At 68.2% G+C, this 12,591-nt stretch carries 10 protein-coding genes; 9 read left to right on the top strand and 1 reads right to left on the bottom strand.

Features of this window, described 5'->3' with window-relative positions:
- The first annotated feature begins 3 nt into the window (after positions 1–3).
- Genes SD37_RS23575 through SD37_RS23560 form a run of 4 tightly spaced genes read left to right on the top strand, consistent with a single transcriptional unit; the run spans position 4 to position 3,858 of the window.
- Positions 4–552 (top strand): DUF624 domain-containing protein, encoded by a 549-nt coding sequence (locus SD37_RS23575; protein WP_044855044.1) that lies wholly within the window; start codon positions 4–6, stop codon positions 550–552.
- A complete protein-coding gene (locus SD37_RS23570) occupies positions 549–1,667 on the top strand; it encodes a Gfo/Idh/MocA family protein (protein WP_044854864.1) in 1,119 nt (372 codons plus the stop codon). Before SD37_RS23575 ends, SD37_RS23570 begins: the two co-directional genes overlap by 4 nt.
- On the top strand, positions 1,655–2,581 hold the full coding sequence (locus SD37_RS23565) for a DUF6807 domain-containing protein (RefSeq protein ID WP_044854865.1): 927 nt from the start codon (positions 1,655–1,657) through the stop codon (positions 2,579–2,581). The genes SD37_RS23570 and SD37_RS23565 overlap by 13 nt, the downstream gene beginning before the upstream one ends.
- A complete protein-coding gene (locus SD37_RS23560) occupies positions 2,578–3,858 on the top strand; it encodes a pectate lyase family protein (RefSeq protein WP_236725097.1) in 1,281 nt (426 codons plus the stop codon). The genes SD37_RS23565 and SD37_RS23560 overlap by 4 nt, the downstream gene beginning before the upstream one ends.
- A 49-nt stretch (positions 3,859–3,907) precedes the next feature.
- Here SD37_RS23560 and SD37_RS23555 read toward each other — a convergent pair whose 3' ends face one another.
- Entirely contained in the window at positions 3,908–4,846 is a 939-nt protein-coding gene (locus tag SD37_RS23555; protein WP_044854866.1) for a pectate lyase family protein, read from the bottom strand.
- Between the two features lie 422 nt (positions 4,847–5,268).
- On the opposite strand from SD37_RS23555, the gene SD37_RS23550 reads away from it, so the two are divergent.
- From SD37_RS23550 to SD37_RS23530, 5 genes are all read left to right on the top strand, one after another.
- Positions 5,269–6,261: an SGNH/GDSL hydrolase family protein gene (locus SD37_RS23550; protein ID WP_236725096.1), complete on the top strand. Its 993-nt coding sequence runs from the start codon at positions 5,269–5,271 to the stop codon at positions 6,259–6,261.
- Positions 6,262–6,285: 24 nt separating this feature from the next.
- Positions 6,286–8,082 (top strand): rhamnogalacturonan lyase, encoded by a 1,797-nt coding sequence (locus SD37_RS23545; protein WP_044854868.1) that lies wholly within the window; start codon positions 6,286–6,288, stop codon positions 8,080–8,082.
- 18 nt (positions 8,083–8,100) lie between these two features.
- Positions 8,101–8,967, top strand: coding sequence for an SGNH/GDSL hydrolase family protein (locus SD37_RS23540; protein ID WP_044854869.1), 867 nt, complete (start codon positions 8,101–8,103; stop codon positions 8,965–8,967).
- A gap of 34 nt (positions 8,968–9,001) precedes the next feature.
- The gene (locus SD37_RS23535; protein ID WP_065912946.1) at positions 9,002–10,303 is read left to right on the top strand and encodes a Gfo/Idh/MocA family oxidoreductase; all 1,302 of its coding nucleotides are present in this window, start codon (positions 9,002–9,004) and stop codon (positions 10,301–10,303) included.
- Between the two features lie 198 nt (positions 10,304–10,501).
- On the top strand, positions 10,502–12,577 hold the full coding sequence (locus SD37_RS23530) for a glycoside hydrolase family 2 protein (RefSeq protein WP_083255064.1): 2,076 nt from the start codon (positions 10,502–10,504) through the stop codon (positions 12,575–12,577).
- Positions 12,578–12,591: the final 14 nt, after the last annotated feature.

Below are 12,591 nucleotides of genomic sequence, written 5' to 3'. Positions count from 1 at the left end.
GCGATGAAGGCGACCCGGCTCGACCGGCTGACGGAGTTCTCCGACTGTCTCCTGCTGGGGATGCTCGTATGCCTGGGATCGGTGCCCGTGGTCACCGCCGGACCCGCCTTCGCGGCCGGTTGTGCCGTGGCCCGCCGGTGGCGGGACGGCGATTCGCCGCCGATGTTCCCGGCCTTTCGCGACGCGTTCGTCCGTCACTTGCCCGGGGGAGTCCCGTTCAGCGCCGTCGCGGTCGCGGTGATCACCGTGCTGTGCGCCGACCTGGCCTTGTTCGGCGCGGGTCTTCCCGGCGGACGGTCGCTCGCGGTGGTGCTCACGCTCCTGCTGGCCGCGTCGGTGGTCGTGGTCCTGCGGACGTGCTCGGTGGTGGCTCCTGGGGAACGATGGCGGGTGGCGTTGCGGACGGCCCTGTATCTCAGCCGGGATGTCCGGGGTTCGGCGTTGCTCGCCGCGGCCGTGGCTGTGGCCGGATTCGTGGTCTGGATGCAGCCGCTGATGCTGCTGATCGTGGCCGGGCCGCTGACCATGGCCGCCGCGGGGACGGCCCCGTGACGGCGCCGAAGGTGGTCGTCTTCGGGACGGCCGGGTACGCGCTGGTGCATCTGCGCCGGGCGCGGGTCCTGCACGACGACGGCGAGATCGTCCTCGCCGGTGCCTGTGACGTGCGGGATCCTTCACCGGAGTCGACGGACCTCCTGCCGCCCGGAGCCGTGGTCACCCGGAGTATCGAGGAGTTGCTGAGGCAGGCCGAGCCGGACATAGCGGTGATCGCCACCCCGCCGCATACGCATCTGGACGCCGCGCTGGCCGCCGTGGACGCGGGATGTCAGGTACTGCTGGAAAAGCCACCCGTACTCGATCTCGCGGCCTTCGACCTCCTGTCGGAACGGGCGTCCGCCGCGGGGGTGGAATGCCAGGTCGGCTTTCAAAGCTTCGGATCGGCGGCCTTGACGGTGCTGCGCGAGGCCGTCGAAGCCGGTGCCGTGGGCGAGCCACGTGGAGTGGGCACGGCCGGGGCGTGGATCCGCCGTGATTCGTACTACCGGCGCAACGGCTGGGCAGGTCGGCGTGTCCTCGACGGGAAGTCCGTTGTGGACGGTTCATTGACCAATCCCTTCGCCCACGCGGTGGCCACGGCGACGCTCGTGGCGGGCACGGCAGGCCTGCGGCCGAGGCGGATCGACGTCGAACTCCACCGCGCCAGGCCGATCGAAGCGGACGACACCGCGTGCGCGCGGCTGACCTTCGACAACGGCGTCGACGTGGTCGCCGCGGCCACGCTCTGTGCCGACCAGGTCTTCGAGCCGTATGTGGTGCTGCACGGCGCCGAGGGGACCGCGAGGTGGTGGTATCGATCGGACCGCCTGGAGATCAACGGTGAGGCCGTGCGGGCCGGTCCACCCACCGATCTGCTGCGGAATCTCGTCCGGCACGTCGACGAAGGGACCCCGCTGGCCGCCCCGCTGGAGCTGACACGGGCGTTCACCGCGTTCGTCGAGGCGGTCCGGGACCACCCGGGCCCGAAACCCATCGCACCGGAATGGGTCGACCGCGCCGACGAGGGGCCGGAACAGCGGTACGTCGTGCGCCATGTCGAGAAATTCGTCGAGTCCGCGGCCGAGGAGATGGCCCTGTTCTCCGAACTGGGCGTTCCATGGGTGACCTGACGCTGACCGAGAGGGAGGGGCGCGTCGTCGTCACGGCGGCGGACGTCGACCTGGCGGAGTACGTGGTCGAACCGGACGTGCCCCGGCCGGATTCGCCGAAACCGTACCTGCACCCGCTCAGGACCACGGCGGGCGACGTGGTGAGCGCGGTCCGGCCGCATGATCATCCGTGGCACAACGGCATGCAGTTCACCGTGGCCAACCTGTCCGGGCAGAACTTCTGGGGCGGCCGGACGTTCGTCCGCGGCCGGGGCTACGTCCCGCTCGACAACAACGGCTCGACGCGGCATGTGCGGTGGCAGCACACGGAATGCGAGGACGGCCGGGTGCGGTTGCGGCACCGCCTCGACTGGGAGACCAGGGCGGGCGAGCGCTGGCTGATCGAGGACCGGAGCATCGAGGTCAGCGACGTCGACTTCCTCGACGGTTCCTGGCTGCTCACCTGGAAGACCAGGGTGCGTAACACGAGCGGGACGCCGTTGCGCTGGGGGAGCCCGGTGACCGAAGGGCGGACGACCGCGGGCTACGGCGGGCTGTTCTGGCGTGGTCCGCGGTCCTTCACCGGCGGCGGCGTCCTCACTTCGACGGGAATCCACGGCGACGACGCGATGGGGACGCGCGCGGCGTGGCTCGCGTTCACCGGGCTGCACGATGTCAGCCTCCGGACGTCCACCGTGGTCTTCGTGGACTGCCCGGCGAATCCCGTGTACCCCACGCCGTGGTACGTCCGCACGACGCCGTTCCCCGTCGTCAGCTTCGCGGTGACCTTCCACGAGCCGCTGCTGCTCGAACCAGAAGAGGAACTCGGCCTGACGCATCACGCCGTCATCGCCGATGGCCAGTGGGAGGAGGACCGGATCGAAGACTATCTCGCTCGGCGCATTCATCCCCGCTGGCACGAGGAGAACAGATGATGCTCGCCAAGATCCTCCCCGCCGTACTCGCATGGGGACTCGTTTCGGCGACACCCGCGAACGCCGACTTCGAGCACCTCGGCCGTCAGAAACTCGGCCCACGGGACGGCTGGGCCGCCGCCACGACCGGCACCACCGGCGGTTCGGCCGCCACTCGCGATCAGGTGTACACAGTGGACACACGCTCGGAACTGGTCGCGGCCCTGCGCGTCGCCGGGCCGAAGATCATCCAGGTCCGCGGCACCATCGAAGGCAATGCCGACGACGCCGACCGGCCCATGACCTGCGAGCAGTACGCCGACCCCGGGTACAGCTTGCCGGCGTATCTCACTCAGTACGACCCGGCCACCTGGGGAAAGGTCCGGCCTTCCGGGCCGATCGAAGAGGCTCGCGCGAGGTCGCAGGCCAATCAAGCGAGCCGGGTGTTCGTCGACGTCGGGCCCGACACCACGATCGTCGGTCTTGGCGACGACGCCACCTTCCGCGGGCTGACCCTTCGGGCGGCGGGCGTGGACAACGTGATCATCCGCAATCTCCGGTTCGAGGATGCCTACGACTGCTTCCCGCAGTGGGATCCGACGGACGGGTCCACCGGGAACTGGAATTCGGAGTACGACAACCTCGTGCTTTCGGGCGCCACCCACGTCTGGGTCGACAGGTGCGAGTTCAGCGACGGTGGTAACACCTCGCGTGCCGTCCACTTCGGACGCCCGTACGAAGTGCACGACGGCCTGCTCGACGTCGTCCGCGGTTCGGATCTGGTGACGTTGTCCTACAACAACTTCCACGACCACGACAAGTCACTGCTGATCGGCAACACCGACCGGCCGGACGCCGACGCCGGCAAGCTCCGGGTCACCCTGCACCACAACCTGTTCGAGAACCTCGGCTCACGCGCGCCGCGGGTCCGGTTCGGGCAGGTCCATGTGTATAACAACCTGTACGCCGTGCCGAAGGCCGCCGCGTTCGAGTACTCCTGGGGCATCGGCTTCGAGTCGAAGCTCTACGCCGAGAACAACTTCTTCGCGACCGGCCGCGACGTGAGTCCGAGTACCTTCGCGAAATGGTGGAAGGGGACGGCGCTCCACGCCACCGGGACCCTGGCGAACGGGCGCCCGGTGGACGTCGTCGCGGCGCACAACGCCGCCTTCGACCCGGATCTCGGCACCGATGTCGGCTGGACACCCACCCTCGTTCCGCGGCTGGACGCCACCGCGAAGGTGCCGAGGGAAGTGCTGGCAAAGGCCGGGGTGGGCCGGGGTGGTCGTGAGTGGTAAGTGTCGTTCTAACGACACTTACCACTCACGACCCGCTGTACCGGTCGGCTCAGAGCTTGCCGGTGCCTGCCCCGCTCCGGACCACCGAAGCGACGTTCGCCGCCGCGTCGAGGGAATACGAGTAGGGGAGACTCTTCACGCTGCCCCCGGCGTCACCGGCGCCGGAGTTGACGAAATGGTTGTTGCGAGCGACCAGGCTGCCCGCGGGCGAGCTGCCTTCGCCGCGGTGGAACGGGTCCTTCGTGTTCTCGAAGTAGTTTCCTTCGACCAGGACACCCGCCTCCATTGTGGACGCGACGCCGTAGGAACCGACGCTGGCGTAGTAGTTGTTGTACACGTGGACGGGGTTCCCGAAACGCACCCGCGGATGGCGCTGGTTCGTGCCCGCGAACCAGTTGTGGTGGTAGGTCACCCGGAGCTTGCCGCGGTCCTCACCGCCGTTGTCGTCACTGTGCCCCAGCAACATCGTCTTGTCGTGCGAGCTGAACTTGTTCCAGGACACGGTGACGTAGTCCGACGCGCGTTTGACGTCGACGGCGCCGTCGTAGCCGTTCGAGAAGCTGTTGTGATCGATCCACACCCTGGTCGAATACTGGACGTTGATCGCGTCGTCCGACCAGTTCCGGAAGTTCAGGTTGCGGACGATCACGTTGGAGACCTTGGTGATGTTGAGCCCGCCGCCGGTGATCTCGGCGCCGGAGCCGACGCCGAGGATCGTCTTGTTGGCGGCGACCTTCTGCATTCCCGAGAGGGCGATGGACCCGGAGACCCGGATCACCGCCGGACTCGAGGACTGCATGGCCGAGATCAACGCCGACGACGTCGACACGGTCACCGGCGCCGCGCTGCCGCCGCCGGTCGTACCGCCGCCTTGGGTCGCCCAGCCGGCGAGATCGAACGACGCCGCGGTCGCCGGTGCGGAACCGAGGATGGTCCCCGCCGCCAACACGGTCACGGCGATGGCCGTACGCAAGGTTTTCTTCGTCATGATGGATCCTCCCGCCGGACGGGCCACGATGCCCGCCTGGGGTCGATGGGATGGGGAAACGCACTTTTCACCGAGTTCGGAAAGCGCTTTCCCGACCGACGGTAAACAGGCTCGGCGGTGGCTGTCAACAGTCCGGTCAGGTGGCTGCCGCGAACCGATCACCAAGAACCGGGCGAACGGGCGAACCATTGTCTCGGTGGGCCGCCTCGGTTAGCATCATCGTGACCGCGGTGGAAACCGGTTCGACGCCTCGCTTTCACGCTCCCCTTCGCAATTCGCGCCCCGCCGCCTCCGTGGCGGGGCCCTCGAACATCGTCGAAACGTATCGCCGCAACTCTGCAGGCTCGATGGAGTGCCTTATGAGAACCAGGACCATGTCATCCGCGCCCGTGAGAAAGCGCTTTCCGGGTTGGGGTGCGCGAGTGTGCGCCGTCCTCGTGGGAATGCTGGCGGTGGTGGCGACCGCGGCACCGCGGTCCGCGGCCGCGACGGGGGACGGGTCGCCCACCGATTCGAACATCAAGTACTTCGGCCGGTGGGACACGCGGTCGGCGAGCGCCTACGTCTCCGAATGGGCCGGTGCGTACGTCGTGGTCGGCTTCACCGGGACCACGGTGAAACTGCGTCAGCGGGGGGCGATCGATCTGTTCGCCAGTATCGACGGTGGGCCGTTCGTGTCCTATGTGAACGTCAGCGGCACGGTGAACCTGACGCCGAAGCCGCTCGCGGCGGGAACGCACACCCTGCGGGTGTCCTACCGCCCGGTCGCGGGTTCGTACCACGGCGACGCGCTCTTCCAAGGGGTCAGCCTCGATCCCGGGGCCAGAACCGTGGCGCCGACGGTCCCGTCGCGGATCATCGAGTTCGTCGGCGACTCGATCACCGTCGGCCAGCGGTCCTCCCGCCAGGCGTTGACCGCCTACGGCTGGCTGGTCGGGGAGCGGCTGCGCGCGGGGCACACCCAGATCGCGGTGGGCGGCGCGTGCCTGTATCCGGCCTCCGACGGATGCATCGGGATGAGTGAGCGGTTCCTCCGGACCGGCCTCGCCCAGGACTCGCCGAACTGGAACTTCTCGCGCTACCAAGCCGACACCGTGGTGATCAATCTCGGCACCAACGACGTCGGGCACGGGGTGACGTCAGAGCAGTTCCGCGGCGCGTACGTGACCTTGCTGCGCAATGTCCGTGCGAAGTATCCCAACGCGACCATCCACGCGATGCAGACCTTCCGGAAGCGCTACATCACCGAGACGAAGGCCGCCGTCAAGACGGTGACCGACGCCGGCGACACCAAGGTCCGCTACATCGACACCACCGGCTGGATCGACGAAGCCACCGACACCGCCGACAACGTCCACCCGAACGACACCGGTCATCGCAAGATCGCCGATCGGCTCGCCCCGCTGCTGGGCTGAAACAACCGTGGAACGGAGTGATCGATGCGTACGCTCGTAATCGCCCTCGTCGGCGCCCTGACCGTCGCACTGGCACCGGCCGCAGTCATGGCGGCCGAAGCGCCGGGACCGGACAAGCTCGGCCGGGGTGTCCTCAACATCCATGGCGCGGAGGGCAACCGGGTCAGCTGGCGCCTCCTCGCCGATGATCCGCCCGGCGTCCGGTTCAACGTCTACCGGGACGGCGTGAAGGTCGCCGAGGTCGGCGGTCCGACCACCTATCAGGACAGGGGAGCCCCGGCGAACGCGCGCTATTCGGTGCGCGCGGTCGTCGGCGGTGTCGAGCGGCCCGCCGTGTCGAGTGCCGAGGAGTCACTGACCTTCGACGCGGGCATCGCGGCCGCCACCAGGGACGTGCCGTTGCAGATCCCGCCGGGCGGCACCACTCCGTCAGGCGAGGGGTACACCTACTCCGCCAACGACGCGAGTGTCGGCGACCTCGACGGGGACGGTCAGTACGAGATCATCCTGAAGTGGGATCCCAGCAACGCCAAGGACAACTCGCAGTCCGGCTACACCGGGAACGTCTATCTCGACGCGTACAAACTCAACGGTACGCGGATGTGGCGGATCGATCTCGGGCGCAACATCCGCGCGGGCGCCCACTACACGCAGTTCCAGGTGTTCGACTACGACGGTGACAACCGGGCCGAAATCGCGGTGAAGACCGCGGACGGCACCCGCTCGGGCACCGGGCAGGTGATCGGCAACGCCAACGCCGATCACCGCAATTCGAGCGGCTACATCCTGTCGGGGCCCGAGTTCTTGTCAGTCTTCCGCGGTACCGACGGCGCGATGCTCGATACGGAGAACTACGTTCCGGCGCGCGGGAACGTCGCGGATTGGGGCGACAACTACGGCAACCGGGTCGACCGCTTCCTCGCCGGGACGGCCTATGTGGACGGTTCCCGGCCGAGCATCATCATGGCCCGCGGCTACTACACCCGCTCCGTGGTCTCCGCTTGGGACTTCCGTGACGGGCAGCTCACTCGTCGCTGGACCTACGACTCCGGGAACGGCAACACCGGTGCCTACGGTCAGGGCAACCACAACCTGTCCGTGGCCGACGTCGACGCCGACGGCAAGGACGAGATCGTCTACGGCTCGGCGACCATCAACGACAACGGCACGCTGATGTACCGGACCGGGTTCGGTCACGGCGACGCGATGCACGTCGGTGACCTGGTGCCCAGCCGTTCCGGGCTCGAGGTGTTCACCGTCCACGAATCCAAGACCGCGCCGTCGATGGACGTGCACGATGCCCGGACCGGCCAGGTCATCTACCGGGCACCGACCTGTGGCTGTGACACCGGCCGCGGCGTGGCGGCGGACGTCTGGTCCGGCAACCCCGGTGCGGAGATCTGGTCGTCGACGGACGGCGGGCTGCGCAGTGCGGCGACCGGCGCGCAGGTGGCGAGCCGCAAACCCGGTTCGATGAACTTCGTGGTCTGGTGGGACGGCGACGCCCAGCGCGAACTGCTCGACGGCACCCATATCGACAAGTACGGCACCGGCGGGGACACGCGTCTGCTGACCGCCTCCGGGGTGCGGTCCAACAACGGCACCAAGGCGACTCCGGCGCTGTCGGCGGACATCCTCGGTGACTGGCGCGAAGAGGTCATCTGGCCGACCACCGACAACCGGGCGCTGCGGATCTACTCGACGACCGACTCGACCGGCATCTCCCGGCCGTCGCTGATGCAGGACCGCCAGTACCGGGTCGCGGTCGCCTGGCAGAACACCGCCTACAACCAGCCGCCCCACCCGAGTTTCGCGATGTGACCGAGTCAGGAGTGTCCGATGTGGATTCGTTCGAGGAAATGGTTGCTCGCCTTGGTCGTGGGTGCGCTGATGCCGGTGATGATCGGCGGCGGGGAAGCGGCCGCCTCGGCCGCCCCGGTCTGTGACCCCGGCGGCACGGGCCAACGCAGTGCTGCCGACCCGGCCGCGGTCAAGATCAAGGTGTGGCTGGCGGGCGATTCGACCATGGCGGATCCCCGGACCAGCTGCCCGGTCGGCTGGGGCAACCAGTTCGGCCCGTTGTTCACCGGCGACGTCACCGTGGTCAACAACGCGGTGGCCGGGCGGAGCGTGCAGACCTGGTTGTACGAGTCGAACGTGCAGAGCACCATGGATTCCGGCGGGGAATGCGTGGTCAGCCCGAAGACCTACGCCCAGCGCTGGACGTCGATGCTCGACCCGGTGAACGGGATGAAGGCGGGGGACTACCTCTTCATCCAGTTCGGGATCAACGACGGGAGCCGCACCTGCCCCCGGCACGTGGGCCCGGCGCGGTACCAGGAACTCCTCGGTGTCATGGTGAAGGCCGCCAAGGATCGCGGGGTCCGGCCCGTACTGCTGACCCCGGTCGCGGCGATCACGTGCAGCGGGGCGACCGCGGTCGGGAACCGCGGATTCCTCACCGAGACCATGGCCGCCGGCCGGGCCGCCCAGGTGCCGGTGATCGACCTGCACAAGCTCAGCTACACGTTGTACAACTCGCTCAAGTTGTGCCCGAACGACGGGGACTACACCCGCGGCCCGGTGGGCGCCTTCTTCTGTGCCGACCACACGCATTTCGAAGCAGCCGGGGCGCGGCAGATCGCGGGTGTTGTGGCGAAAGCGGTGCGGGATCAGAAGATCCCCCTCGCCTCTTATCTCAGGTGACCTCTTGCCCGAGCCGAACGGAAGGTGATCGAACATGGCTCCCCGCCGTTACGCGATAGCCGGGCTCGGGTCGCGTGCCGAACTGTTCGTCCGGGCGCTCGCCGAGCACGCCGAACTGGCGGCGTTCTGCGACCGCAACCGAACCCGGATGGCCGTGCACAACGACTGGCTGACCGGCGCGACGGGACGGGCGCCCGTCCCGTGTTACCCGGCCGAGGACTTCACGGCCATGCTGGGAAAGGAGCGAATCGACGTCGTCGTCGTGTGCACGCCGGACCATACGCACGCGGGCCTGATCGCGGACGCGCTCGGCGCGGGTTGTGACGTGATCACCGAGAAGCCGATGGCCGTGGACGCGGTGGGATGCCGCCGGATCCTCGAGGCACAGCGGCGGACCGGCGGCAGGGGGACGGTCGGGTTCAACTACCGCTACAACCCCCTGCACCGGCAGGTTCGTGACCTGCTCGCGGACCGGGCCGTGGGCGACGTCGGCTCGGTCCACTTCGAATGGTTGCTGGACACCCAGCACGGTGCCGACTACTTCCGCCGGTGGCATCGGGACAAGGGCGCCTCCGGCGGGCTGCTCGTGCACAAGGCGAGTCACCATTTCGATCTGGTGAACTGGTGGCTCGGCAGCAGGCCGGAGACGGTCTTCGCGATGGGGCGGCTGTTCTTCTACGGCGAGGACAACGGCGCCCGGCACGGACTGCGCCGGGAGTACGAGCGGGCGACGGGGGAAAGCGCGGCCGACGGCGATCCGTTCGCGCTGGACCTGGGGTTCTCGCCCCGGCTGAACGCGTTGTACCGCGATGCCGAACAGGAGGATCACTACCTGCGGGACCTGAACGTGTTCGGTCCGGGCATCACGATCGAAGACGACATGACTGTGCTCGCGCGGTACGAGGGTGGTCCCCAGCTGAGCTATCACCTGGTCGCCTACTCGCCGTGGGAGGGCTACCGGGTCGCGTTCACCGGCAGCGAGGGCAGGCTCGAACTCGCGGTGCGGACGAACGACCATGCCCGTCCGGCCACGCCCGGCGAGGTCCCGGTGAGCCTTCCGCCGGGCACCGACGACGAGGCCGGGGACCGGGCGAGGCTGACGTTGCAGCGGCACTGGGCGCCGCCCGAGACGATCTTCGACGGCCCGCTCGGAGCGGGCCATGGCGGGGGCGACGAGCGGATGCTCGCCGAGCTGCTGGAAGAAGGACAGAGGGAGGCCGATCACCTGGCGGGGATGTGGTCCTTGGCGGTCGGCCTGGCGGCGAACCGCTCCATCGCGACCGGTGAAGCGATCGACGTCCGCGCTCTCGTGACCGAACTCGGAATGCCCTCGTGAGTGGTGATGACGGTTAGAACCGTCATCACCACTCACGAGACGGTCACGGCCGCTGGACCGAATTGGGCAAAAGTGCCTCGACACTAGAGGTGGGGGGAGCCACCGGTCAAGACGTTGTGTTGACCGGCCGCGTGGTCCTATCGTGTCGTCGAAGCGCTTCGACAGTTCGGATCACCGCGGATTCCGAGGGAGGCCACGATGGCCAGCGGACATCGCCGCAAGACGGCGGTTTCGATCCTCGTTGTGGTTTTCCTCCTGCTGGGTAACACCGTCGGGTTCGCGTCTCCGGTGCCGCCGGTCTCGGGCCGTCAGACCGTCGACCTCAACCGGGACTGGCGGTTCGCCCGAGGGGACGTGCCCGGTGCGGAGAACGCCCGGTTCGACGATTCGACGTGGTCGCGGGTGACGGTGCCGCACACCTGGAACGCCGAAGACGGCCAGGACGGCGGCGGTGACTACTTCCGCGGTGTCGGCTGGTACCGCCGGTCGCTCGTGGTGCCGCCGCAAGCGGCGGGCAGGAAGCTCTGGCTGCAGTTCGACGGCGCCAACACCACCGCGGTCGTCTGGGTCAACGGCGTCCGGCTCGGTGCGCACAAGGGCGGCTATTCCCGGTTCCGGTTCGACGTGACCTCGGTGCTGCGACCGGGACGGGCCAACGTCGTCGCGGTCAGCGTCAGCAACGCGCCGGACGCCACGGTCGCGCCGTTGTCCGGCGACTTCACCATGGGCGGCGGGCTGTACCGCGACGTCAGCCTGGTCGTGACCGACCGGGTGCACGTCGCCATGCTCGACTTCGGCGGCCCTGGCGTCTACCTGCGTCAACGTGACGTGTCGACGGGACAGGCGACGATCGACGTCACCACCAAGCTCGACGGCGGGAACGCGAAAGTGCGTTCCCGGATCATCGGGGAACACGGCAGGACCGTCGCGCAGGGAACGACGGGGGTGCGCCCGGCGGGGACCTCGGTCGCGCAGACACTCGTGATCGACCGGCCACGCTTCTGGGCAGGCCGCGCGGACCCGTTCACCTATCAGGTCGCGGTCGACGTCCTCGACCCGCGCACAGGACGGGTCATGGACACGGTGACCGAGCCGCTCGGCGTCCGGACCGTCTCCGTGGATCCGGACAAAGGCTTGCACCTCAACGGAAACCACCTGCGCGTCCAGGGCGTGAACCTGCACCAGGACCGGATCGGCAAGGGTTTCGCGATCTCGCCTTCGGAGCTGGCGGAAGACTTCCGGCTGATGTCCGAAATGGGCGTGAACGCCGTGCGGACCGCGCACTACCAGCACGGCCCCCGGTTCTACGACCTCGCCGATCGGCACGGCTTCCTCGTGTGGACCGAGATCCCGCTGGTCAACCTCACCGGCACGGACCCCGGCTTCCGGACCAACATCGAACAGCAGACGAGCGAGCTGGTCCGGCAGAATTTCAACCACCCGTCCGTGGTGTTCTGGGGACTGGGCAACGAACTCTGGAACGACACCCCCGAGGTCAACGAACTCGTCGCCGCGCTGACCCGGCAGGTCACGGCCGAGCGGCCGGGCGGTATGACCGCGTACGCGAGTTGCTGCGTGTGGGACCGCGGCACCTTGAACTCGCACGCCGAGATCAGCGGCTACAACAAGTACTTCGGCTGGTACACCGACTCGACCGCGGACTTCGGGAAATGGGCGGACGAACTGCACGCCGCCGACCCGTGGCGCAGGATCGGCATGAGCGAGTACGGCGCGGGCGCGAGCGTCCACCAGCACGAGGAACGGCCGGCGCGGCCGGTGCCGGATTCGGATTGGCATCCCGAGGAGTACCAAGCCTCCTTCCACGAGGACTACTGGCGCGCGATCGAGAGCCGTCCGTACCTGTGGGGTGGCTTCGTCTGGGTGATGTTCGACTTCGCCTCGGACGGTCGCAGCGAAGGTGACACCTACGGCCGCAACGACAAGGGCCTCGTGACCGGGGACCGCGCGATCCGGAAGGACGCGTACTACTGGTACCAGGCGAACTGGACCCGGACCCCGGTCGTCCACCTCGGCAGCGGCCGCTGGACGGAGCGGACGGTTCCGAAAACCGACGTCAAGGTGTACACGAACGCCGACACCGTCACACTGCACATCAACGGCACGCAGGTCGGGACCGCGCGCAGCGGCGCCGACCGGGTCGTCGTCTGGCCCGACGTCTCCCTCAGTCCCGGACCCAACGTGGTCACGGTCTCCGGAGTCAAGGACGGCCGTACCCACACAGACCAGGCCACGTGGACCCTCACCGGCCGATGATCACCGATTTTGTG

Origin of the sequence: Amycolatopsis orientalis, from assembly GCF_000943515.2 — a bacterium.
Classification (GTDB): domain Bacteria; phylum Actinomycetota; class Actinomycetes; order Mycobacteriales; family Pseudonocardiaceae; genus Amycolatopsis; species Amycolatopsis orientalis.
This window is presented reverse-complemented; position numbering and strand designations above follow the sequence as displayed.

What these genes read in the sequence shown, in the direction of transcription:
- SD37_RS23575 (WP_044855044.1), top strand. Translation starts at nt 4, where the DNA reads ATGAAGGCGACCCGGCTCGACCGGCTGACGGAGTTCTCCGACTGTCTC.
- SD37_RS23565 (WP_044854865.1), top strand. Translation starts at nt 1,655, where the DNA reads ATGGGTGACCTGACGCTGACCGAGAGGGAGGGGCGCGTCGTCGTCACG.
- SD37_RS23555 (WP_044854866.1), bottom strand. Translation starts at nt 4,846, where the DNA reads ATGACGAAGAAAACCTTGCGTACGGCCATCGCCGTGACCGTGTTGGCG.
- SD37_RS23530 (WP_083255064.1), top strand. Translation starts at nt 10,502, where the DNA reads ATGGCCAGCGGACATCGCCGCAAGACGGCGGTTTCGATCCTCGTTGTG.
- SD37_RS23535 (WP_065912946.1), top strand. Translation starts at nt 9,002, where the DNA reads ATGGCTCCCCGCCGTTACGCGATAGCCGGGCTCGGGTCGCGTGCCGAA.
- SD37_RS23540 (WP_044854869.1), top strand. Translation starts at nt 8,101, where the DNA reads ATGTGGATTCGTTCGAGGAAATGGTTGCTCGCCTTGGTCGTGGGTGCG.
- SD37_RS23560 (WP_236725097.1), top strand. Translation starts at nt 2,578, where the DNA reads ATGATGCTCGCCAAGATCCTCCCCGCCGTACTCGCATGGGGACTCGTT.
- SD37_RS23545 (WP_044854868.1), top strand. Translation starts at nt 6,286, where the DNA reads ATGCGTACGCTCGTAATCGCCCTCGTCGGCGCCCTGACCGTCGCACTG.